Raw genomic sequence first — 22,784 nt, 5'->3', positions numbered from 1 at the left:
TCTCAGATGTAGACGTGGAGTCATGAACCCGATAGGCTGTGATCCAGATCATCTACTCGTCCGGGCGGGGCGAGCCTTTCGTAACCCGTCAGCGGATTCCGAGGTCGAATCCAGGAGCCTTGTGCCTATGCCCAATCATGTTGCCGTTCAGTCGACTCCATCAGAAGACACCCTTCGCATCGAAAATCTCTCCGTCGAGTTTCATACCGATCACGGCTGGACCCGAGTTGTCGACGGAGTCGATCTCCGGGTGCCGGCAGGTACCACCGTGGGATTGGTAGGTGAGTCCGGATCTGGAAAGACGGTCACTTCGCTCGCGGCAATGGGGTTACTGCCCAAAGGCAATGCGCGAGTTTCCGGATCGATACAGTTGCTCGGCCGTGAACTTGTCGGTTTACCGGAGACGGAGCTGGCTGACGTCCGTGGTGCAGATGTCTCGATGGTGTTTCAGGAACCGCGGCGCAGTCTGTCGCCGGCCTTCACTGTCGGTGACCAGATTGCCGAGGTCGTACGTCGGCATGAAGGTGCGTCCAGGAAGGAAGCGGTCAGACGAGCAGTAGAGATGCTTGATCGGGTGGGTATTGCTGACGCAGCTCGCCGGTCGAGGGCGTATCCGCATGAATTCAGCGGTGGTATGTGCCAGCGTGTCATGTTGGCCATTGCAATGGTGTGTAAGCCGAAGCTGCTGATTGCGGATGAGCCGACCACTGCACTCGATGTGACGGTACAGAAGGAGATGCTGCGCCTGATGAAGGAGCTGCAGAACGAATTCGACGTGTCCATCCTGTTCATCACACACGACCTCGGTGTGGTCTCCGAAATGTGTGATGTGGTCAATGTGATGTACGCAGGTCAGGTTGTGGAGTCCACCGGCATCGACGATCTGTTCGAAAATCCGCTGCACCCATATGCGGAGGGTCTCTTGGACGCCATTCCGGACCCACGGGCGCAAGGAACACGGTTGAAGGCGATCCCCGGGGCTGTTCCGGCGCCATGGGACTGGCCGGTGTCCTGTCGATTTCACGATCGATGTGCCTACGCGGTCGAGGGGCGATGCAACAACGGTCCTGTTCCGCTCGAAATGCGCCCGGACAATCGCGCAGTGCGGTGCATCCGCGACGGTGAATTGGAATTGAGAGGAATCGCAGGATGAGTCCACTGCTCGAGGTTTCGGGGCTGATGAAGTCATATCCGTTGCGCCGTAATATGTTCGGAAAAGTAGTTGAGCGATCCCAAGTCTCAAAGGATGTTTCGTTCACTCTCAATCGGGGAGAGACTCTGGGTATCGTCGGGGAATCCGGAGCTGGCAAGTCCACGATAGGTCGGCAGGCCTTGCGACTGATCGAACCGGATGCCGGTTCGGTGACTTTTGACGGTGCTGACGTATTGTCGATGAATTCACGCGAGCTCAGGGTGTTTCGGCGGCGCGCGCAGATGATCTTCCAGGACCCGTACAGTTCCCTGGATCCGCATATGAGTATTCGTGATGCGGTGGGGGAGCCCATCACCATTCACCAGGACGTCAGTGCTCGGGAACGGGACGAGAAGGTTCGGGTGTTGCTCGAGCGCGTGGGGCTGCGCGAAGATCAGTTGCTGAAGTACCCTCGCGAGTTCTCTGGTGGACAGTTGCAGCGGATCGCGATAGCGAGGGCGTTGACTCTCGACCCGGAGTTTATCGTCTGCGATGAACCTGTTGCTGCATTGGATGTTTCGATCCAGGCTCAGGTTCTGAATCTGTTGTTGGACCTTCAGCAGGAGCGCGGATTGGCCTACATTTTCATTTCGCATGATCTGTCGTTGGTGCGGTACTTGGCGCATCGCGTTGCGGTGATGTACCAGGGGGAGATTGTGGAGATCGGAACGTCCGAAGAGCTTTTCGAGAATCCGCAACATCCTTATACGCAAAAATTGGTGTCGGCGATTCCGCATCCGCGATCGCGGTGTAGTCCCGATGCGCTGGCCGGTGCTGTGGCCATGTCGAGTGCCGAGGATCTGTCATGCTGAATCTGTTGATCAAGCGGTTACTGTCAGCGATTCCATTGCTTCTCCTAGTCAGTTTTTTCGTCTACGCTCTGGTTGACTTCATTCCGGGAGATGCGGCCGAAACTATTGCCGGAGATGGTGCCACGCCAGCTGATATCGAGGCGACTCGACAGCAGTTGGGGCTCGATGAGCCGCTGCTGCTGCGCTATCTGGATTGGTTGTGGGGCGTTCTGCACGGGGATCTGGGGAATTCGCTTTACAGTTCGCAATCCGTCTCACAGATACTCATGGACCGGATGCCTGTCACTCTGTCGCTGACAGTCGTCGCGATGGTCATCGTCGTTGTCGTCGGTCTACCACTCGGTATCGTCGCGGCTGTTCGGGCTAACACGGCCTTGGATCGCGCGTTGACTGCGGTATCGAGTGTTGCAATGGCGCTGCCGCCCTTCATTATCGGCCTAGTGCTCGTCATTGCGCTGGCAATCTCCAGTCCGATTTTTCCTGCTACCGGATACACGCCACTCGGCGACGGTTTTGTTCCGTGGTTGCAGCATCTGATCCTGCCCTCGATTGCGATCGCGGTGATCAGCGCTGCCGAGGTCGCGAGACAAACACGCGCGGCGATGGTCGATACGCTGAGCCAGGATTTTATCCGGACCACACGGGCGAAGGGTTTGCGGTCCGCGCATGTGATCGGCAAGCATGCGCTCAAGACTGCTGGTGTGCCTATCGTCACTGTTTTGGGTCTGCAGGTCAGCAGGGCACTTGCCGGTGCGGTGACCGTCGAATTTGTTTTCGCCTTACCCGGATTCGGCACCTTGGCGGTCAGTTCGGTCTTCAGCCGCGACATTCCGGTGATTCTCGGCATGGTGATGGTCACGGCCGTAGTCATCGTGCTCGTCAATCTTGTCGTAGATCTGAGCTACGGCTATTTCAATCCGCGTGTTCGTGTGTAGCGAGCAAGCTGTTCGGCCCAGACAGACAGTGCTCATTACAATCCGTGAAGGACAGTTCCGATGACCGAAACTCCGACTATTACTCGAGTAACTGCCGAGGCACCTGGGGCCTCGAGTTCGATGTCCCTGTATCAGAATCGGTTCAAGCATTTTTTGCGAACCAGTAGGCCGCTGCGGCTGCTTCGACAGAACAAGACAGCGATGGTGTCGTTAATCTTCATCGTTCTTGTTGTTCTACTGGCACTCTTCGGATCCCTCGTGATGCCACACGATCCGAACGAGCAGGATCTCAGCAACAGTTTTGCCGGTCTGAACGGTTCTAACTGGCTGGGGACCGATGCGTTCGGCCGAGACATATTAAGCAGGCTGTTAGATTCGGCTCAGGTTACTTTGCTGGCTGTCGTTCAGGCGGTGGGCGTTGCTGCTGTCCTGGGAATCCCGGCCGGCCTGTTCGCGGGTCTGGTCGGTGGATGGATCGGTGCGCTCATCAGTCGTATCTCCGACGCAATGCAGTCGCTGCCGCCTCTGATCCTCGCTATTGCGATCATCGGCATCTTCGGCCCCAGTTTGACCAATGCGATGGTGTCCATCGGTATCGTTCTGGCTCCCTCGTTGTATCGACTTTCGCGCGGTGCAGCAGAGTCGGTCGCGACCGAAACGTACATCGAGGCCTGTCGGGCGCTCGGTTGTTCGAAGTGGCGACTGCTCTGGCGCCATGTGCTACCGAACGCGTCGTCGCCGCTGCTCGTACAGCTTTCGTTCTCTGCTGGTGTCGCGATCGTCGCCGAAGCCAGTCTAAGTTTTCTGGGTCTCGGCGTGCAGGCGCCACAGACTTCGTGGGGTTCGATGGTCCGTGATGCTTTCGACAATGTGTATTCGGCGCCGTGGTCGCTCCTTCCGCCGGCAATCATGATCGTGCTCACGGTATTGGCATTTTCGACATTCGGTGATGGACTGCGGGACGCGCTCGAAGGAACAGGTCGGATCAAGCCACGCAAGAAATGAGAATCGAGTGTGACTCTGGAAAGGCCTGTGAATGAGCAGGTTCGATGGTCGTGTCGCGTTCATCGCCGGTGGCGCAATGGGTTTCGGACGCGCATTCGGCGAGACCCTCGGGCGTGAAGTGGCCGCGGTAGTTCTAGTGGATCGAAACGGAGCTGCAGCGAAGCAGGCTGCAGCCGAACTATCGGCTGCAGGGCTGCATGCCGCTGCGGTGGAATGCGACGTTGTCGACAAAGGTCAGTTTGATCACGCCGTCGCGGAGACTGTCGATCCTTTCGGCGGTATCGAAATACTGATCAAAAATGCGGGGTTGCACCTGACCAAGTACAACCGGCGCTTCTCTCATTTGCCTCTATCAGACATTCGTGCTTTGTTCGAAGTGAACATGATGGGCGTGATCAATTGCTCGCTCGCAAGTCTCGAGCCGATGAGGGCTCGAGGAGGTGGCAGCATTGTGAACATTTCGTCGATGGTGAGCTACTCGTCGGCGTCGCCGTACGGCGTTTCGAAACTTGCGGTGCGGGGATTGACAATCGCTTTCGCAACGGAGTTCGCCAGAGCTGTTATTCGGTGCAACGCGATAGCTCCGGGGCTAATCGCGAGTGAGAGTGCGATGGCAGATCTACCAGAGGGTTTGGTGAACGGCATCGTCACCGACAGGCAGCTCGTCAACAGGCTGGGTGAAGTCGCGGATATCGCCTCGATGGCGATCTACTTGTGTTCTGACGACGCATCGTTCATTACCGGTGAGAGATTCAAGGTCTCTGGCGGAATTCCGCTGTGGATATAAGTTTACAGTCCCGAAGTCAATGAGCATTGAATTCGGTCGTGTCTCTGCTAAGGAGGCAAGTTCGGCTCAAGAGAGGCAGGAGCGAAAATGAATGATCGGGATATTGTCCTGGTGCACGGAGGTCATCACGGAGCGTGGTGTTGGGACGCTGTTGTGGAATGCCTGCGAACCCTCGGCTATGAGGGAAACATACATACCCCTGATGTGCCGGGCTGTGGCAGCAAGCGTGGCCGAGATACTGACCGGTTGAAATTGGCCGACATAGCCGAGGAGCTCAACGACGAACTCACTGCGCTCGATACGAGAAATGCACTGCTGGTGGGTCATTCGATGGCGGGGGTTGTACTTCCTCTGATGCTCGATAGTCGCCCTGATCTGTTCTCGTCGGCCTGCTTTCTCACGACATCGATCCCGCAGAACGGGGAGAGCATTCGTGACCTGTTCGGCACGGAGTTGCGTGGAGTGGACCAGACCCGTCTTGGGTGGCCCGCGTCGCCGGAAGGTGGCCTTAAATCGTTCTTTGCGGCGATGTTCGCTCCAGACATGACGCCCGGACAATTTGATCTCGTATTGAAGAATGCACTTGAGGATGTCTGGCCGGCGTGCGCTTCGGCGGAGTCCGTATACCGCAGCGGATTTCCCGGTTCTGTCAACGTCAGTTATGTTGTCACCGAACGTGATCCCATCCTGCCACCAGCGTGGCAGGGGAGATTTGCCGAGCGGCTTGGCGTGACTCGGCTCTACAGCATAGATACGCCACACGAACCATTCATTACTCATCCCGATCTCCTTGCCGACCTTCTGATGACGGAGGCACGCACGACCTGATGTCCGTGCGCGCCATCATCCCGGCGCCGTCAGAAGGGGTGATCACCGACGATGGTCACGTGCTGTACTTCTCGTTCGAAATCTCCGAAGTCGTTGCATGCGTACTGTTGCGGGATCGATTGTCCCAGAATGGGACAGTGCCTGGTCTCCAACTCAACCGAGCCTGATACTCAGGTTTCGCAGCTTGCCGGTATAGGATTTTCGCAATTCGTCGCTGTCGCGTCGATCCATGCCGACTATGTGGGACATGAAGGATTCGCAGACGAACAGTATCTTTTCGCCAGTATCGGGCTGTGTGCGCAAGATCTGGCGCCCGACAGGCGGGAAACTGTGTGAGGAGATCAGCCTTCTTCATAGGTGGCAGGCGGGACCCGAAAGCCTTTTCTGCAGTGTGCACGGCGCGCAGTCTTACTAAGGCGTTCTTCATCGATGTACTAAGGCCCTCGGATGGCGCCACCATGTCGGACCATAGCGTGTCGCCGCCGACAGGAGATACCGATACGGCTCGAAGGATCGACCCGAAGGACGGCGTGGCTCGCCAGCTCACGTCTGCGTGCCAACAATCCTTTCCATCGGGGTTTTGTCCGTGTCGCAGGTTTTCTTCCGGCGAACGTTTAATGGTCATAACTTCGGGATGCTCGTGATGGGATCCCGTGAACGGATATGTCTCCAGGGATCCGAATTTCTTTCCGAACGAAACGTGATCTTCGGGGGTTATGAACTGGTCTCTGAAAAAGAGCGCCTTGAACTCGATCAGATGGTAGCGGATCTCTTCGACTTACTCCGGTGTGACAATTCATCCATGAGAGAATCGCATACTTCGGCGCCGATGCGGGTAGTTAACGGAAGTATCTTCATTCGGTAGACGTCTCTGTGAATTACTCCAATAGTTGAATGCTTTGCAGGCATTCCCGTCCGATAAGTATTTTCCATCTACGTTATGTAGAGGATCTATGGGTGGAAAAATGATCGATCATCAGATTTTTGAAGGCGATTGCAGCCGGGCAGTAGAGTCTCGAATCGGTGAATCAAACCGATCTCTGAGTGGAGGGAGGGTGTGCGGCACGAACCTCGAGTCCGTCGAGATGCTTGATCGATGTACGTTCGACGAGGGTAGTGCCTGCGCCCCTATCCGTACCATCTCGAAATGAGACTCGAAGTGCTCGACTTTCATGCACACATTGATGTGTAGCGACCGCTCGGTGAATAGGCGCTCAAGGCCGGATCTTGCGGCCGAACCTATTGGTGGGACGATCATCGGAAGTTGCGAAACCTCCAACCATGACAAGGGATCGGAGATCCGGGACAAGGGATCGGAGATCCGGGACATCGGGTCGGAAACGGCTCCGAAGTTACTGTTCGCCGCGTATATGGCGACCAATTGGCTCTGGCAGATTGGATGAAAATCGAGTTGTGGAGAGGACTGTGGACGCCGGCAGAATCCGATTTCGCATCGTCCTTGTCCAACGAAATTTGAAACCTCGAAATCGGATCGAGAAGATCGCCAATCGATCTGAACCAGTGGATACTTCTTTTGAAACATGTAAATCGGATTACTGGTCAGGCTTGCAAAAGTACGATTGGGTTTGAGTCTCAGAGTCCCGGCGGTGACCGACTTTATTTCGTGCACCGAGGATTCCAACTCCAGGATTCGCCGCAACACGCCTCGGGCAGAGGCGACGACGATAGTTCCCGCAGACGTGGGATCGGCGCCTTTGGGGGTACGGACGAAGATCTGCAGTTCCAGTTCCTTTTCCAGCTTGGCGATAGAACTGGACAGTGTCGGGTGGGCGATGCGGAGGGAGAGTGCTGCGCGGGTGAAGTTTTCATGGTCGGCTACTGCAACGATGCACCGAAGCTACTGAACTTCCACCGCTCAATCCGATTTCGCTGCAGGTAGATCGGCGAGCAAAGGATCAAAATGGCGGTCCGCCGGAACCCCGGATGCTGATCTGAGCATCTCGGCGCGACGTCCGACTGACCGTGCCAATGCAGAGACCACGTTGATCTCTGATAGTTGGCCCGCGCGGACGCGTCGGCACAGTTCGCTGCTCGCTTCGTGGGAACTGGTGTAAGTAGCGCCCAGTATCTCGTTGAGTTCGGCAAGATTGAGCTCAGCTAGGTCTCCGTTGTGATGCTCGAATTGCCGTAATACCTCGAGAATTCGAGCAAGGCCTTTACTTCGCTGAATCACGAATGGATCCTCGCTGCGAGGAACGATGATCGGTCGAATTTGTTCGAGAGCGGCGCCACACAGCCAATCCATCGGGCCTGGTTTCGGTTCGGGTACCGAGATGTCTGGGAGCGGAATCCCTAGAACATCGCCGAGTGCTTCCGTCAGTTGGCGACGGCGGAGTAGACCGTAGATGAGTGAGTTACCCACTTCCGAAAGAAGATTCGGGTTCGATGTCGAACGATGTCCGAGGATGACTACCCCGAGTTCTGCCAACACGCGATCGTAGCGAATCCTGTCGATTTCGACGGTCCACGGTACGAGCGCAGCGTAGTCCTGAGGCCGATCGGGGAAGTTGGTGAACGGTTCCTGCACCGCCCGGAGTGAGACCCACGCAAGGTCGTCGTGCGGATCGCCGAGGTGGCCCATCTCCAGATTGAGTACGGCCACTGATCCCGACACGATCCCCAACAAACCGAGGAGTGCTCACCTCGACGATTCCTGCCGATTCGATGTCGGAACGGAGACCCGTGGTGTTCCGGGGATTTCGCCGTAACTCGGGTGAGGCCCGCTCCACAACGTCATCTGTCTGTCGGTCAACGACGCACTGCTGACCGGACTGCCGCTGCACAGCCACAATCGCTTGGGTGATATCTCCTCGGCGATCGGCGCGGTGGCCACCGACTTCGGGTACTTGGTCAACAAGGAGTTTGGTGGACACGGAATCGGGCGCATCAGGCATGACAGCCCGCACGTCTCCAATGTGGGGCGCGCTGGACATGATTTCAATTGCAGCTCGGATTGACCCTGACCCTCGTTCCCTGGTTCGCGCACCGCATCGACAGCGCCGTCTACGACGTTGGCAAGTGGCCCATCGCTCCACCGACGGATCTCGTGCCGCCCACAGTGAACACACCTTCTTACTCACCCATGGCGCGCCACGTTTGCTGACGTGTTCGGGATACGTCGCGGAATCCATGCCATCGTCCGGTACCACTTCAGGCCGGGCCCGGTCTGATCAGCCTTCTACTACGGTGAGTGGGTCGATCGTGCTTCAACTCTCGATTGCGCTGACGAGTGCCGGAACTTCGGCGAGGGCTCGCATCGCGTCATTGAGGTGGGTGCAGCCTTCGGTTCCCGGAAACTGTTCGAGAACAACGGTTCTCAGTTCCGAGAGAGGTGTACCGACGATGCGTTTCACATTCAGCGAAGCCAACGGGCATTCGTCGTAGGGGAGTACCCGCGGGTCGGCGTTGATGGTGAGCAATTTGCCGGTGACGCGGTCGGCAGTTGCAGTCAAGCGATACTCGTGAACCGCGACACGTCCACCGTCGGGGGTGGTCGAGCTGTCTTGGAACATCGAGTCGATCTCGATCGTCTCGCCGAGTGTGACGTCGATACGGCGAGCGCGTCGCATAGCGATCCCGCTCACTTCCTGGATGGGGTGCCACCCGAGTGGATCATCTGCGGTGGGAAGCGGATCAACTTCGCACACCTGGTGATTCCATTTGGACGAGCCGTCGGGCATCAATGCGCCGGAACCTGGTTGGAAACCGGTGCAGATGCTTTCCATATTGCGAGCGCCTCCACTGCCCTTGATGGAGGCAACCAGCAGGTCCCGGTCCATCCACCGTGAATAGGCAAATCCGGCGACCAGTGACGCGCCGGCGATGTCGTCGAGCATGAGATACAGCGGTGTTCCGGCTGCGGCCTCGTCAGCCAGGGCCTCTGCGAGAACCTTGCGAGAATTTCCGCCCCCTCGGGCTCCGAGCATCTTGTCGAGATTCGACCGTGCGGGAATGGACTCGATACTTTCGATGGTTCGAGTCGTGGCGTTAACTCCGACCCGCATCTGATCCTCGGTGAGAACAGTCGGGGAACTACCGTCGACAGGCGTTTTCAGATCTCGTGCGCGGCCCGTCAACATGAGTTGAGTTCCGGGGCCGTTGGGCCATTGCATGTCAATCGTCGAGGTGCGTCGTACCGAGCCGGGTTTGCGCGCCGGTGAAGCTTGCGCCGGACCGCGTGCCTTCAGGCCGAAGGGAATCGTGATAGCCATGGATCCTCCAATTCGTGACGCTTACTAATGAAGGTATACCTAGTGATGTATGAATGTGGGGTGGGGCGTGACAGAAGGAGGCGGACGTGAGTTCGGCAGATTCCATGGAAAGCATTGATTCGCTCGTCGTCACCGGTCCACGTCCGGACCCAGCACGGTTGAGCATCGATCTGTATCCGATTCGAAGAACTTCGGATTCACGATTCGGCGACATGGACGCGAATGCGCACTTGAACAATCTCGCGCTCGAAGCCATGCACGAGAATGCACGCGCGGTACTCAACGGACGTCTGTTTCCCGGACTCTACGACCCCAAGATCGACACGGTCCGCCTGGTCACCTCGCAGAATGTCGTGCATTTTCTTGTAGAAGCGCATTGGCCCGCACGGATCGACACCGGAATCGGGATCGGACGTATCGGTAGAACGTCGTTTGTCGCGTCCTCGGCTCTCTTTCACAACGGGCAGTGCACCAGTCTGTGCGACACGGTGCTGGTGGCGTTAGGCAGCGACGGACCGGTGGCGCTGACAAGCGATGTGCGTAGTGCGTTGGAAGGTTTGTGGCTTGGGTCGGGCTTCGACGAGAACGATCCGTGTTTGACCAGCGAACCTGGTCCGGCGTGAAGTCAGGCATCCGTGTGGTTGCATGTGAATCAGATCTAAGGAGTATGTGATGCCACAGTTGTTGCACATCGATTCGTCCGCGGAGTTGGAATTTTCGGTGTCGCGCAGATTGACGGCGCTATTCGCGCAGACCTGGCGTGAACAAGGTGCAGGCAAGATCGTTGTCGAACGCGATCTGCACCGAAATCAGCTTCCGCACCTACCTGATGCAGAGTTGCACTACGCCCAGCGACTTCGAAAGCCGGGGAGCGTGCCTGACGCTCAGGCTGAGGCGTTGCAAGCGGAGTTGATTGCGGAGGTCGCTGCCTCTGACGTGGTTGTCATCGGCGCTCCGATGTACAACTGGTCGTTGCCGTCGACGCTGAAGGCGTGGATCGATTACATCCATGTCCTCGGTACGACGGTTCCCTTCGACGAACCGAATCGGCCTTTCGCCGGCAAGCCGGTTGTCATCGTGTCGAGTCGAGGCAACACGTACGCGCCGGGGAGCCACAATGCGGGCCTCGACTTCACGATTCCGCCTTTGCAAGAGGTGCTGGGAAGCTCGCTGGGAATGAAGGTTTCGGTTGTCACCGCAGAATTGACGTTGGCCGGACGTATCCCGCCGATGGCACCACTCGCGGAACGCGCCTCCGCTAGCCTCGAATACGCCGAGAGTGCAGTGCGCGAATTGGCAATTGCGCTCGGCTCCTGATTTTTTGTTTTCACCTCAACTACAACAAGGAGTTTCTGTGACGATTTCTGCAATTCTCGATTTGCGCCTGAAGAAAGAGAGCCTCGATACCGCTCGCGAGGTGGTGGGGCGAATCCTGACCGAAACTCGTGCGTTCGAGGGTTGTGAGGGCGTCGACGTTTTGATCGACGACGACGACGAGGGTCACTGGCTCTGCGTAGAGAAGTGGGCTTCCTCCGAGGCTGATGCTGCATACCGTGCATGGCGTGCCGGCCCGGGGGCGATCAAGGATCTGGGGCCTCTCCTTGCCGGCGCACCCGGATTGACCAAGTATGTAGTTGATTCTGCGATCTGATCCATCATTCCGGTACGGGGACACAATCCTGCGTGGTGATGGCAATTTTGCGAGTATCGGGTTCGGTTGCACTGCAACCGAACCCGATACTTTATGCGTAAAGACTTCAGTGGACCAACTCCGGGCATCCGCCATGGATTTCTATCCGCTGCCCGGTGATCTGTCGGGCGGCGTCGGAGGCGAGGAATGACACCAGGTCGGCGATATCCTCGGGGCGGGTAACTCGGCCGAACGGCGTTTTCTCGTCGAGTGCCGCAGCATTTTCAGCGCCGGTGAGTGCATGGGCCAGTCGATCACCCATCTCGGTGACGATCAATCCTGGTGCTATGACATTCACTCGTGTTCCGTGTGTGCGCTCTTCAAGTGCAAGTGTGGTTCCGAGTGCTTCGAGAGCGGCTTTGCCCATCATGTACGGGGCGCCGCCGGCGCCCGGGTAGGAGGTGGCTGTGCTCGATATAAGGACGACGCTTCCTCGATCGCTGAGCCGAATGGTCGGAGCCAGTGCGGAACACAGATGAAAGGCGCCCATCGCGTGCACGCCCATGACACGCGCGATCTCGACACTGGTCGTGTCGGCGACAAACCTTCCGCGACTGGCGATTCCGGCATTGTGGACGAGGGTATCGACCCGGCCATGATCGGCAAGGATTGCCTCGACCAGGCCTGCCGTTGCCTCGCCGTCAGCTACGTCGTTGCAGTACATCGTCGCCCGGCGACCGATCGACTCGATCTCTGATCGAACCTGTTGCGCCGCCGCCTCGTTACGGTTCCACGTCCCGGCGATGTCATAGCCGTCCGCTGCCAGGCGGAGGGCCAGGGCACGTCCGACGCCTCGACTCGCTCCGCTGATCACTGCTACCGGTGCTGTATTTGTCATGGTGTCCTCGTAGATAGTTTGAAGGATCAGTGATTTCGAAATTCAGCGGTGCGACGCTCGGTAAATGCACTCATGGCTTCACTCTGGTCGGCAGTCGCGCTGGTGAGAACTTGCTGGCGATTTTCCATCTCGACTGCTGTGTCGAAACTGGGGATCTCCAATGAAAGCCACATGCCACGCTTCGTCAATGCGAGTGACATCGGTGCGGCCTCGAGCAATGAATCGATGGTGGCTTCGACCCGCTCCTGCAACCTTTCCGGTTCGACGACGTCGGCGAGCAGTCCGATACGGAGGGCTTCGTCGCTGCCGAAACGTCGGCCGGTGAGCATCAATTCGTGCGCACGTCCGGCGCCGACGATTCGCGGAAGCAACCATGAGACGCCGATATCGCAACCGGAGAAGCCGACGCGGATGAAGGACACGGCAAAGATGGCTGATTCCGTGGCCAGTCGAATGTCACACGCGCAGACAAGCGCAAGTCCGCCTCCGGCGGCAGCACCGTTGACAGCTGCGATGAATACCTGAGGCAGTCGGCGAATCTTCTGGACCAGTGATGCAATGTGATTCTGGGTTGCAAGAGTGGTCTGAACCGGCCCGAGTTCTTCGGTCCCTGGGATCGTCCCGTATCCGCCGAGGTCGAGTCCAGCGCAGAATCCGCGACCCGACCCGGTGAGAACCACTGTCCGGCAGGCTGTATCACGGGTCAGTAAGTCGAGTTCGATGTGTAGTGCTTCGATGAGCTCGCTGTTCATCGCGTTGAGTTGCTCTGGTCGATTGAGACGCAGAACTACGACGCCCTCTCGGGGGCGTTCGACGATCAAGGGGGGAGTCGAGGGCATGGTCAACCGCCAATCACATAGATAACTTAGATTACTAAGAGTAGCGTATGAGAAGCATTGTGAGTCCAGTTTGGACGTAAGCCTTATGCCGCCCAGACTGCCGAGAATCAGAACGACGAGAACTAGGAGTCATGTGATGCCAACTGCCGATTCCGGCGCAGTCCTACTCGAGGAACAGCGAGGGAGAATCAGGATTCTGACCCTCAATCGTCCTCGTTCACGCAACGCACTCAGTACTGAGTTGATTGCCGCGGTACGTGACGCTCTTGCCCGCGCTGATACCGACAATTTGGTAGATGTAGTCATTCTTACCGGCGCTGATCCAGCTTTCTGCGCAGGCTTGGATCTCCGAGAACTGGGAAGTAGCGGAAAGAATGCGGCCGCCATCTCCGGACAAGAAATCCCGGTCGGGCATCCGTGGCGCCCCTTGTCCAAGCCGTTGATCGGCGCGATCAACGGCGCAGCTATTACAGGAGGTCTCGAGTTCGCGCTTGCTTGCGATTTTCTCATCGCTTCCGAACGTGCAACCTTCGCCGATACCCATGCCCGAGTCGGTGTGCTGCCGGGTTGGGGTCTGACATATCGATTGCCGGCGGCTGTCGGAACGGGCTTGGCGAGGAGGATGAGCCTGTCCGGCGACTTCCTGGATGCGAAACGGGCGCTGCGAGCAGGCCTCGTTACCGAGGTGGTAGCGCATGATCGGTTGATGGAGGCTGCCGTTGATGTCGCTGTTTCTATTGTGGGCAATGACCAGCCCGGTGTCCGGACGCTGCTCGACTCATATCGGCGATCGCATGACCACATTGTGAATCAGGCTCTGCAGGTAGAGGATTCGACCTCTCAGCAATGGATGGCTGATTTCGATCCATCAATGGTCGCGGAACGGCGTGAAGCGGTCATCGACCGCGGACGAAGTCAGGGCGGAGCCACAGCCTGATCGGAGATGAAACGTCGGGCGGTGGACGGATTGCGCTCCACCGCCCGACGTTTCAGCTGTCGAAGCTCAAAAATGTCGTGGTCTTGTCCACCAGTACGCGCGACAGGGTCGTCAACGTGCACTCCGCAGGGCGTCGGCAAGTTCGGCCTGAACATCGGTGTCAGTGACGCCGATGTTGTTGATCGCATACCGGGTGACCTTCGATCCGATGTTCGAATGAAGTTGTGCTGCAGCATCTCGAGGAGTTCCCACGGCGGCAAACAACTTCAAGGTGCCGGGGTCGATCAGTTCGCCCATCGCCTCCCACTTGTCCTCTCTGTCACTGCGTGAAAGTGCGAGCAGTTCGTCGGCGAGCGCGCCCAAACCGTCGAGTTCGAGGACGGGGCGGTACGCGGGAGTGGAACCGTAGAAGGCGATCTGGCGACGCACGGCCAGCTCCGATTTCGCGAATTCGTCTTCGTTGCGTCCGGTGACGACGAAGTTGGAACTGACAACCTGGAACTCTCCGGTCTTACCGGTTCGCGCACGACCCCGTTCGATCGCGGGAACTGTCACCTCGTTGATGTACCGGGTGGTACTGAACGGGTGCAGGAGAACCCCGTCGGCAACCGCTCCGGCTGTCTCGGTCATTTTCTCGCCTACCGCCGCGATCAGGACCTTGGGAGCGGGAAAGAGCGTGGGAGGAGTAAACATCGGGGTCATTAAAGTATGTGTGTAGAAATCACCGCGGAAATCCAGGCGGTCCCCGGTGGCCCAGGCTTCCCAGATGGCGTTCATGGCCGAGACGAACTCGGCCATGCGTGCAGCGGGTGAGCTCCACGGCATGGAGAATCGGCGCTCGATGTGCGGTTTGATCTGACTGCCGAGTCCGAGCCACAGTCGTCCGCCGCTGTAATCCTGAAGCGCTCGGCCCTGCTCTGCGAGCGTCATTGGTGACCGGGCGAAAGCGACGATGATATTGGTGAGTAGTTCGACGCGCTCCGTCACTCCGGCTGCAATGGTCAAGTGCAGGAGTGGATCCGAGACAACCTCGCTGAACGAGACAGAATCGAAACCGGCTGTTTCGGCGGTGCGGGCGGCATCGGCGACATCGGCGAGCGCGCCAGTGGGCGAGGACAGCGGCAGAACAACTTTCACAGGTTCTCCAAAAGGTAGGTGTTTTCCGTGCGGGTTGAGTGGAGAGATCAGGCGAAGCCGGCAATCGCGCGCGGCGTGTAGTGGGCTTCGAGAGAGGAGATCTCCGTCTCGGTCAAGGTGATGTCGATGGCGCGCAGGGCGTCGACGAGATGATGTTCCTTGGTGGCGCCGACGATCGGTGCGGTGACACCGGGTCTACTTGCGACCCAAGCGAGTGCGACCTGCGCACGGCTGATGCCTTGACTTTCGGCGACGGCTCCTACTCCATCGATGATCGGCTGGTCGTGGCTGCCGTAGAGGCTCTTTCCGAACTCGTCAGTTTCGGCTCGCGCACTTGTCTCGTCCCACGCCCGAGCGAGTCGTCCGCGGGCGAGCGGACTCCAGGGCACGACGCCGATGCCTTGATCGGCGCACAGGGGAAGCATCTCGCGTTCTTCTTCGCGGTAGAGAAGATTGTAGTGATTCTGCATCGAAATGAACTGTGTCAGACCATGAATGCGGGCTGTATAGAGGGCTTTCGAGAACTGCCAGGCATGCATGGACGAAGCGCCGAGGTAACGCACCTTGCCTGAGCGCACGACGTCGTCGAGTGCCGACAACGTCTCCTCGATGGGAGTGCGGTTGTCCCACCGATGGATCTGGAGAAGGTCGATGTAATCAGTGCCCAGTCGGCGCAGACTGGCGTCCACCTCGGTCATGATGGCTTTGCGCGAGAGTCCCAGACTGTTCGGTCCCGGCCTGGTTCGGCCGAAGATTTTGGTCGCGACTACGAGGCTTTCGCGAACACCGTAATCTTGCAAGGCTTTTCCGAGTATCTCTTCACTGGTTCCGCCGGAATAGGCATTAGCGGTATCGAAGAAGTTGATACCGGCTTCGATGGCTTGTCGAATGAACGGTCGTGCCGATTCTTCGCCCAGTGTCCAGGAATGATCACCGGTAGAAGGGGCTCCGTAGCTCATGCACCCGAGTCCGATGCTCGAGACGTCGAGACCACTGTTGCCCAATTTTGCGTATCTCATGCGGATCCGTTCTCGGACTATGGAGTTGCGATCACATTTCCAACGATACTTAGTATACTAGGTTAGTGAACAATCTGACAGGGCCTGGTTAGTGGCCGGGCGCGTGGTGGTAACAGGCGGCAGTGGCAAGCTGGGCCGTGCCGTCATCGACGAGTTACGTGCGTGCGGATGGCGTGTGGTCAACATCGACCGCGTTCGACATCCCGATCCGAACGTGCCGACAGTGATCGCAGATCTGACTGACCTTGGTCAAGCGTACGAAGCCGTGAATGCTGTGGACAGCAGGTTTCGCAAGGTGGATGCATTAATTCACCTAGCCGCGATACCCGGGCCAGGATTGCGTACTAATTCGAGCACGTTCCTCGATAACCTCACGACGACCTTCAACCTCTTCACTGCAGCTGCGAGATCCGGCGTGAACAAGGTGGTTTGGGCATCGAGTGAAACTCTGCTGGGGGTACCGTTCGATGCTGCCCCGCCGTACCTTCCCGTGGACGAGCAGTGTCCCGCGCGGCCGGAGAGTTCATATTCACTGGCCAAACATCTCGAAGAGACCATGGCGGCGGAGTTCGCCCGTTGGAATCCGACCTTGTCGATCACCGGTCTACGACTGTCGAACGTTCTCGATGAGTCGGACTATCGAACCTTCGACGAGTTTCAGGCGGACTCGGCCAAGCGTCGATGGAATCTGTGGTCGTATATCGATTCCCGCGACGGTGCTCGTGCTGTGCGGTTGGCCCTCGAAGCGCCCCTGCCCGGATTCGAGACGTTCATCATTGCCAACTCTGACACGGTGATGCATCGCGGCACGCTCGGACTTGTTCGTGAGCAGTTTCCCGATGTGCCGATCAATCGCGAACTGGGGGAGAACGAAAGTCTGCTCTGCATCGACAAAGCCCGCAGGTCGCTCGGATTCGAACCCGAATTCGGTTGGCGTGCAGTCACAATCCTGGACAATCACGAGAACAAGGTGGAACTGTCATGACCGAAGTAATGAGCACCAACCTCGATGACCTCGCTCGATCGCTCGAAGTCGGGTTCAACCGAGCCTTGGGGTTCACTCTCCAAGAAGCAAGTGCCACCCGAGTGAGTGCAACGCTCGAGTTGTCGAACGAGCATCAGCAGCCGTTCGGGCTCGTCCACGGAGGTCTGTACTGCGCGGTCGTCGAGACACTGGCCAGCGTCGGGGGCGCCTTGGCCTGGACTGGACCCGGGCGCACCGTTGTCGGCGTCAACAACAACACGGACTTCATTCGGGGAGTGGCGGGCGGAAGACTATTTGCCGAGGCACTTCCGATTCACAGTGGCCGTACTCAGCAACTGTGGGACGTTGTCATTACCGACCCGAACGGGAAGCTGATTGCACAAGGTACCGTTCGCCTGGCGAATCTGGAGTCGTAGCTGGTCGCAGAGTCAAAGGCGTCGTTCAGCGGTTTCGTTCGCTGAGAATGTCGAGTAGCGCCGACACGTCGGCCACACTACGCAGCAGATCGTTAAGGTGCGTACAGGTCGACGTGCCGCGCAACTCGGCCCGGACCTTGACGTCGAGTTCCTGCAGAGTCATGCCCGCGATGCGACTGGCACTCGCGACTGCGCCCGGACATTCCTGCCAGGGAAGGACTCTGGGGGTGGCCTCTGCGGTGAGGATCAGCAGGGAATCAGCATCGATTGTCGCAGTCAGCGTGTATTCGTGAATGATCGTTTCGACACCGTCTGCTCGGACGTACGAGTCGCGGAACATCGCGTCCATGTCGACGGTCGAGCGGTGTCCGGAAGGCAGCGCTTCGTCGAGTGTCCGTCGGATATCGATACGACGTCTGCGCCGCATCGCGTGTAAGGGCAGTACTTCGAGTCGGTGCCAACTCTGAGGGTCGTGCGGGTCCTCCAGAGTCGGCGCATCGGGTCCGGTCACGGTGACGGAACTGCCTTGTTTCTCGAACGAATTCATCAACAGTCCGCCGCTGACAAATCCTGCGCACTGGTCTGCCACCGGTACGTATCCACTTTTCCCGATGCCACCGATTCCTGAAGCGCCCACGGCGTGTCCTGAAATCAGCGTCGCAACGGGTATGTCGTCGAGAAGAATGAACAGAGGGCTGCGCCCGCGGTGCAGTTGTGGAACCAATTCCTTGGTCTTCGCTCGAAATCCTGATGCGGCAACCGATCCGACCAGTCGTTGCAGAGAGCTGTGTTCGGGAGTGGTGCGCAACGCCGTCAACGTCCGGCCACTGAAGTAAGCGATCGAAGCGTCCATGGACGCGCTTCCCGCCAAATGTCCATTTCCAGCCGAATCTGTGTAGAGATCGCGGGAATTGCCTATCAATTCAAGGGTTTCGGTCATTCCGTGGGGGCGGATCATATCGACGTTGCTGGTTCGACGGGCAGAGATCGGTGCTCGCGCCGGCGTACTCGTGGTGGGATCATGCAGGCCGTGCAGAGCATTGAGTTCGAAGTGATTTCGCCCCAATTCGAGGCGTGTCATAGCGCTCTACCGGGCTTGCGAAGGCGCAGTAGCCCTTCCTGCATGGTCGAGGCGACGAGGGTGCCGGCTCTGTCGTAGAGGTTTCCGCGAGCCAGTCCGCGTCCGCCGCCCATCCAGATACCTTCCTGTTCATACAGGTGCCATTCGTCCGCCCGGAACTCTTGGTGCAGCCACACGGAGTGATCCAGGCTTGCCAATTGCAAGCCTGGCTCGTCGATTGTAATGCCGTGCGGCGGCAGGGCAGAGGAGAGTAGGAACAAGTCTGACATGTATGCCCAGGCAGCAGCCTGGGTGAGTGGTTTGTTGCCCAGCTTCTCCGAAGTTCTGACCCAGGCCCGCTGACGGGCGGGCCTGGTCTCACCACGGGCATTGGCGACCCGCGGATACTCCTCGGGGAACCGGAAATCGACTGCAATGTTCGCTCGGAGAGTTCGGAGCCATTCCGCCGCAGTGATCCGCTCTTCCTCGGGGAGTGAATCTTCGAAGTCGGGGAGTGACTCAGGTTCGGGTGCGTGGGCTTCGAGTGACTGGTGGCTCAATCCGTCCTCGCGTCGCTGAAACGATGCGGTGAGCTGAAAGATGACGAGGCCATTCTGTGTGGCCTTCACGTTGCGAGTGTTGAAGCTACCGCCGTCCCTTACCTTCTCGACGTGGTAGACGACAGGAACTCCGGTGTTTCCGGGGTGGAGGAAATGGCCGTGAATCGAGTGCGGTCGACGATCGTCGGGGACCGTATGTCCAGCGGCGAGGAGTGCCTGCCCGACCGCCTGTCCGCCGTAGATGCGGGGACTCGCAGTGTGTGAGCGTCCAAGGTAGAGAAGTGGATCGAGTTGCTCGAGAGTCAGCACGTCGAGTAGTGGTGGCCGAATGGGTGTGATCAGTTCGGATCCATTGTCGTCCAACGAGATAGCCATTGGTCAATTATATAACTAAGTAATACTTCAAGTCATTTGAATGGGAAAGTGTTCCGGCAGAAGAGGATCCTGGCGCCAATCGGTGCCAGGATCCCCTCGAGCCTGATCCGGGTCAGCGTGCGATTTGCTCGCGTGGCAACCCGAGAAGGCGCTCGGCAATCACGTTTCGGTTGATCTCCGAAGTGCCTCCGGCGATAGTCAGGGCCCGACCGAACAGGTAGTCGTACGCGACTTCGGGAACGATGCCGGTGACTGTGGCTACCTTGCCGATTCGCATACCCAGTTCGGAAACATGTTGGGAGTGCTCGGCGGACAGAAGCTTGGTGACACTTCCCTCGGGCCCGGGACCGGCGCCGGAGACTGCCCTGACGACGTGGCGAAGGTTGAGAACACGTATCGCCTGTTCGGTTGCGAGTAGTTCGGCCACCGAACGCACAGCTGCACCGTCGCTGGGGGCAAAGGTCATGGCCAGATCAACGAGGTCGAAAGCGCTTCTGCCGCTGTTCATTCCGCCGATCGAAATTCTCTCGTTACCCATCGTTGCCCGGGCGACGGTCCATCCGTTGTCGACGGCTCCGACGACATCGGCGTCGGGAACGAACACGTCGTCGAAGAAGATCTCGTTGAACACGGCGTCTCCGCTGATCTCGCGTAGCGGTCGTACCGTGACGCCGGGCGCTGCCATGTCGATAACCATGGCCGTGATGCCCTTGTGTTTGGGGGCGTCGCGGTTGGTGCGGATCGTGGCGAGGCCGCGGTTGCAGTTCTGAGCATTGCTGGTCCAGACCTTCTGGCCCGTCACCCGCCAGCCGCCGTCGACGCGAATGCCGCGCGTGCTGACAGCGGCAGCGTCCGAGCCGGCACCGGGTTCGCTGAACAGCTGACACCACACGAGGTCGCCCATGAGACTGGGCCGGATCCAGCGTTCTACCTGCTCTTCGGATCCATGTTCGGTGATCGTGAGAAGCACCCACCCGCCGATGCCGAGATTAGGTACGTCGACGGAGCCGAACTCTTCGTCGATGACGAGCTGCTGAACCGGACCGGCGGCGAGCCCGAACGGGGTGCGCCAGTGCGGAACCATATAGCCGGAATCAACGAGAAACGCGCGTCGATCAGCCTCGGCGGTAGCGCTGTAGTCGGCGACAAATTGCCTGGCGGTGGTGCGGAATGCGTCAGCCTCGACAGGAAGGTCCACCGAGTAGTTTCGGCGCGCCCCGGTCTGGGCGGCGGCGAACAGACCATCGCGAGCGGTATCGGAGTCCGCGAAGAACGCTCGCAGACTCTGTGCTCGACGCATGAAGAGGTGGCAGTCGTGCTCCCAGGTGAATCCGATGCCGCCGTGAATCTGCAAGTTCATCTCGGCGTTGGTGACGTAGGAGTCGAAAGCGACGACGGCAGCGGTCTGCGCAGCAAGTTCGGCCTGGGCTGCATCTGCGTCGTCACGTGCGGCGTCCCAGGCGGTGGCCACTGCAAGTTCCGCAGAGACGAGCATATTGGCGGCATGGTGCTTGACGGCCTGGAACGAACCGATTGCTCGGCCGAATTGTTCACGGACCTTGGAGTATTCGACAGCCATTTCCATGCATGCACGCGCACCGCCGGCAGCTTCTGCTGCGCCGAGTGCCCGGCTGCTACGGACGAATTCAGCAGCGGCACCTTCGAGTAGCGCTTCGGGAACCACAGCGTCGAACGTGACTGCCCGTACTTCGAGGGTGGGATCAAGTGCTGCGATGTCAGCGGTGACGACACCACTTGCATCCGAGCGGACCAGGGCGACGTCCGCGCCGATACGGACGGCAATCAGCTGGGCGCCCGCCGCGCCGACGGCCGGACCGCCAATTCCGGTCAGCCGACCCGAGGCGTCGAGAGTTGCTGTGGCAGAGAGGGAGACGCCCGCGATGCTGGTTCCGTCGATGAGCTTCGGGAGCCACTGATTCTGGAGTTCGGGTGTGCCGTGGGCGGCGATTGCGGCCGAGGTGACGACCGTAGAGATAAAGGGAACGGCGGCGGGAATGCGGCCGAGTTCTTCAGCGACGATTGCCAATTCGGGGAGACCGTAGTCGTCTCCGCCGAACTGTTCGGGGAGATGCAGGCCGAGCCATCCGAGTCCTGCCATCTGCCTCCACAATTCGGAGATGTCGGTGTCGGGATGGTCGAGGACGCTGCGGGTGAGCGTTCGCGCCTTGTGTTCGGACAGGAAGCTGCGCACTACTTCTGCGATTGCGAGATGATCGTCGGTCAATGCCAATGGCATGGGAAACTCCTCGAGAGATGGACGGTGTCAGGGATCAGCGGGGTGCGAATCGCTGCCCGGCGTCCAGGCGCAGGCACTGGCCGTTGAGCATCTGGTTGTCCACTATGGCAACGGCCAGCTTGGCGTATTCCTCCGGGCGGCCCATCCGCTTGGGGAAGGCAGCATCCTCGACCAGCGGAGCGACCTGTTCGTCGGTAAAGGCTGCCGTGGCTCCCGTGGAGAACAGGCTGGGGGCGATCGCCAGTACTCGGATTCCTTGAGGGCCGAGGTCGCGTGCCATGACCAGTGCCATGGCGGCAATGCCGGCCTTGGATGCGGTGTAGGCGACCTGACCGATCTGTCCTTCGAACGCTGCGATCGAAGACGTATTGATGATGACGCCGCGCTCGCTGTCCTCAGGTTCGTTCTGGCTCATGTGGAAAGCCTGCAGGCGGTTGAGGTTGAACGTGGAGATCAGGTTGAGATCGACTACGTTGCGGAAGGTTTCGAGGTCGTGAGGCTTGCCGCGGCTCAGGGTCTTCTTCACAGTGCCACCGCCGGCGGTGTTGACCGCTATGTGAAGGCCGCCGAGTTCGGTGACGGCCGCGGCGAGTGTCTCTTCGGCACCTTCGAAGTCTGTGATGTCGATGGGGTAGAAAGTACCCCCGATCGCGGTCGCGACGTCTTTGCCCGCGCTGCCTTCGCGATCGAGCACGGCAACGATCGCTCCCTGTGCAGCCAGAGCCTCGGCCGTGGCCCGGCCCATTCCCGACGCGCCGCCGACGACGATTGCCTTCTTACCGGTGATGTCCATGGAGCCCTCTTCATCTTGTGTGCGATTGATGGGAATCGTGATCGAAGTCCGGCACTGCAAAATTCGTCCGAGGTCTATCGATCACTT

24 protein-coding genes and 1 pseudogene are annotated in these 22,784 nt (G+C 58.8%); 13 read left to right on the top strand and 12 right to left on the bottom strand.

What is annotated here, in order from left to right; translation table 11 throughout:
* Positions 1-127: 127 nt before the first annotated feature.
* From A0W34_RS30745 to A0W34_RS30720, 6 genes are all read left to right on the top strand, one after another.
* Positions 128-1,153, top strand: coding sequence for an ABC transporter ATP-binding protein (locus A0W34_RS30745; RefSeq protein ID WP_081559219.1), 1,026 nt, complete (start codon positions 128-130; stop codon positions 1,151-1,153).
* Positions 1,150-2,004, top strand: coding sequence for an ABC transporter ATP-binding protein (locus tag A0W34_RS30740; protein ID WP_081559217.1), 855 nt, complete (start codon positions 1,150-1,152; stop codon positions 2,002-2,004). Before A0W34_RS30745 ends, A0W34_RS30740 begins: the two co-directional genes overlap by 4 nt.
* Complete coding sequence (locus A0W34_RS30735) at positions 1,998-2,939, top strand: ABC transporter permease (RefSeq protein WP_081559215.1); 942 nt, start codon at positions 1,998-2,000, stop codon at positions 2,937-2,939. The genes A0W34_RS30740 and A0W34_RS30735 overlap by 7 nt, the downstream gene beginning before the upstream one ends.
* Before the next feature lie 60 nt (positions 2,940-2,999).
* Complete coding sequence (locus A0W34_RS30730; RefSeq protein ID WP_081559213.1) at positions 3,000-3,944, top strand: ABC transporter permease; 945 nt, start codon at positions 3,000-3,002, stop codon at positions 3,942-3,944.
* A gap of 31 nt (positions 3,945-3,975) precedes the next feature.
* Positions 3,976-4,731, top strand: coding sequence for an SDR family NAD(P)-dependent oxidoreductase (locus tag A0W34_RS30725; protein WP_081559211.1), 756 nt, complete (start codon positions 3,976-3,978; stop codon positions 4,729-4,731).
* Between the two features lie 87 nt (positions 4,732-4,818).
* Positions 4,819-5,559, top strand: coding sequence for an alpha/beta fold hydrolase (locus A0W34_RS30720; protein WP_081559209.1), 741 nt, complete (start codon positions 4,819-4,821; stop codon positions 5,557-5,559).
* A gap of 55 nt (positions 5,560-5,614) precedes the next feature.
* On the opposite strand, the gene A0W34_RS33885 is transcribed toward A0W34_RS30720, so the two are convergent.
* The 3 genes from A0W34_RS33885 to A0W34_RS30700 form a co-directional block, all read right to left on the bottom strand.
* A complete protein-coding gene (locus A0W34_RS33885; protein WP_081559207.1) occupies positions 5,615-6,328 on the bottom strand; it encodes a TauD/TfdA family dioxygenase in 714 nt (237 codons plus the stop codon).
* Between the two features lie 207 nt (positions 6,329-6,535).
* Positions 6,536-7,408 (bottom strand): LysR family transcriptional regulator, encoded by an 873-nt coding sequence (locus tag A0W34_RS33880; RefSeq protein ID WP_442971959.1) that lies wholly within the window; start codon positions 7,406-7,408, stop codon positions 6,536-6,538.
* Between the two features lie 27 nt (positions 7,409-7,435).
* Positions 7,436-8,194, bottom strand: a complete 759-nt coding sequence (locus tag A0W34_RS30700) for a hypothetical protein (RefSeq protein WP_156888980.1) — start codon at positions 8,192-8,194, stop codon at positions 7,436-7,438.
* A gap of 103 nt (positions 8,195-8,297) precedes the next feature.
* Here A0W34_RS30700 and A0W34_RS33535 point away from each other — a divergent pair.
* Positions 8,298-8,703 (top strand): annotated as a pseudogene (locus A0W34_RS33535) (M24 family metallopeptidase); the annotation flags it as partial.
* 83 nt (positions 8,704-8,786) lie between these two features.
* On the opposite strand, the gene A0W34_RS30690 reads toward A0W34_RS33535, so the two are convergent.
* Positions 8,787-9,791 (bottom strand): DUF2889 domain-containing protein, encoded by a 1,005-nt coding sequence (locus tag A0W34_RS30690; protein WP_081559199.1) that lies wholly within the window; start codon positions 9,789-9,791, stop codon positions 8,787-8,789.
* Between the two features lie 86 nt (positions 9,792-9,877).
* Here A0W34_RS30690 and A0W34_RS30685 point away from each other — a divergent pair, with 86 nt between their 5' ends.
* The 3 genes from A0W34_RS30685 to A0W34_RS30675 are packed head-to-tail and all read left to right on the top strand — an operon-like array spanning position 9,878 to position 11,442.
* Positions 9,878-10,414 carry an acyl-CoA thioesterase gene (locus A0W34_RS30685; protein WP_232330087.1) on the top strand — a complete coding sequence of 179 codons (537 nt, stop codon included), beginning with the start codon at positions 9,878-9,880 and terminating at the stop codon, positions 10,412-10,414.
* A gap of 49 nt (positions 10,415-10,463) precedes the next feature.
* The gene (locus A0W34_RS30680; RefSeq protein ID WP_081559195.1) at positions 10,464-11,108 is read left to right on the top strand and encodes an FMN-dependent NADH-azoreductase; all 645 of its coding nucleotides are present in this window, start codon (positions 10,464-10,466) and stop codon (positions 11,106-11,108) included.
* 37 nt (positions 11,109-11,145) lie between these two features.
* The gene (locus A0W34_RS30675; protein WP_081559193.1) at positions 11,146-11,442 is read left to right on the top strand and encodes a putative quinol monooxygenase; all 297 of its coding nucleotides are present in this window, start codon (positions 11,146-11,148) and stop codon (positions 11,440-11,442) included.
* 106 nt (positions 11,443-11,548) lie between these two features.
* Here the strand turns inward: A0W34_RS30675 and A0W34_RS30670 are convergent, their stop codons facing one another.
* Positions 11,549-12,319 (bottom strand): SDR family NAD(P)-dependent oxidoreductase, encoded by a 771-nt coding sequence (locus A0W34_RS30670; RefSeq protein WP_081559191.1) that lies wholly within the window; start codon positions 12,317-12,319, stop codon positions 11,549-11,551.
* A gap of 26 nt (positions 12,320-12,345) precedes the next feature.
* Positions 12,346-13,158, bottom strand: coding sequence for an enoyl-CoA hydratase/isomerase family protein (locus A0W34_RS30665; RefSeq protein ID WP_081559189.1), 813 nt, complete (start codon positions 13,156-13,158; stop codon positions 12,346-12,348).
* A gap of 136 nt (positions 13,159-13,294) precedes the next feature.
* Here A0W34_RS30665 and A0W34_RS30660 point away from each other — a divergent pair, with 136 nt between their 5' ends.
* Positions 13,295-14,095 carry an enoyl-CoA hydratase gene (locus tag A0W34_RS30660; protein WP_081559187.1) on the top strand — a complete coding sequence of 267 codons (801 nt, stop codon included), beginning with the start codon at positions 13,295-13,297 and terminating at the stop codon, positions 14,093-14,095.
* A 111-nt stretch (positions 14,096-14,206) separates the two neighbouring features.
* On the opposite strand, the gene A0W34_RS30655 is transcribed toward A0W34_RS30660, so the two are convergent.
* Both A0W34_RS30655 and A0W34_RS30650 read right to left on the bottom strand, forming a co-directional pair.
* Positions 14,207-15,232, bottom strand: a complete 1,026-nt coding sequence (locus A0W34_RS30655) for a TIGR03617 family F420-dependent LLM class oxidoreductase (RefSeq protein WP_081559185.1) — start codon at positions 15,230-15,232, stop codon at positions 14,207-14,209.
* Positions 15,233-15,279: 47 nt separating this feature from the next.
* Entirely contained in the window at positions 15,280-16,251 is a 972-nt protein-coding gene (locus A0W34_RS30650) for an aldo/keto reductase (protein WP_081559183.1), read from the bottom strand.
* Between the two features lie 103 nt (positions 16,252-16,354).
* On the opposite strand from A0W34_RS30650, the gene A0W34_RS30645 reads away from it, so the two are divergent.
* On the top strand, positions 16,355-17,236 hold the full coding sequence (locus A0W34_RS30645; RefSeq protein WP_332316367.1) for an NAD-dependent epimerase/dehydratase family protein: 882 nt from the start codon (positions 16,355-16,357) through the stop codon (positions 17,234-17,236).
* Positions 17,233-17,652: a PaaI family thioesterase gene (locus A0W34_RS30640; RefSeq protein WP_232330086.1), complete on the top strand. Its 420-nt coding sequence runs from the start codon at positions 17,233-17,235 to the stop codon at positions 17,650-17,652. Before A0W34_RS30645 ends, A0W34_RS30640 begins: the two co-directional genes overlap by 4 nt.
* Positions 17,653-17,677: 25 nt before the next feature.
* On the opposite strand, the gene A0W34_RS30635 is transcribed toward A0W34_RS30640, so the two are convergent.
* The 4 genes from A0W34_RS30635 to A0W34_RS30620 all read right to left on the bottom strand — a co-directional run bounded on the left by A0W34_RS30635 (position 17,678) and on the right by A0W34_RS30620 (position 22,697).
* Positions 17,678-18,505, bottom strand: a complete 828-nt coding sequence (locus tag A0W34_RS30635) for a DUF2889 domain-containing protein (RefSeq protein ID WP_232330085.1) — start codon at positions 18,503-18,505, stop codon at positions 17,678-17,680.
* A gap of 224 nt (positions 18,506-18,729) precedes the next feature.
* Positions 18,730-19,647: an acyl-CoA thioesterase gene (locus A0W34_RS30630; RefSeq protein ID WP_081559177.1), complete on the bottom strand. Its 918-nt coding sequence runs from the start codon at positions 19,645-19,647 to the stop codon at positions 18,730-18,732.
* A 112-nt stretch (positions 19,648-19,759) separates the two neighbouring features.
* The gene (locus A0W34_RS30625) at positions 19,760-21,904 is read right to left on the bottom strand and encodes an acyl-CoA dehydrogenase (protein WP_081559175.1); all 2,145 of its coding nucleotides are present in this window, start codon (positions 21,902-21,904) and stop codon (positions 19,760-19,762) included.
* Positions 21,905-21,938: 34 nt separating this feature from the next.
* Positions 21,939-22,697, bottom strand: a complete 759-nt coding sequence (locus A0W34_RS30620; protein ID WP_081559645.1) for an SDR family NAD(P)-dependent oxidoreductase — start codon at positions 22,695-22,697, stop codon at positions 21,939-21,941.
* Positions 22,698-22,784 lie beyond the last annotated feature (87 nt).

Origin of the sequence: Rhodococcus sp. BH4 (genome assembly GCF_002079265.1) — a bacterium.
Lineage (GTDB): Bacteria > Actinomycetota > Actinomycetes > Mycobacteriales > Mycobacteriaceae > Rhodococcus_F > Rhodococcus_F qingshengii.
Note: the sequence above shows the minus strand (reverse complement) of the source record. Positions and strands in the feature narration are given on the sequence as shown.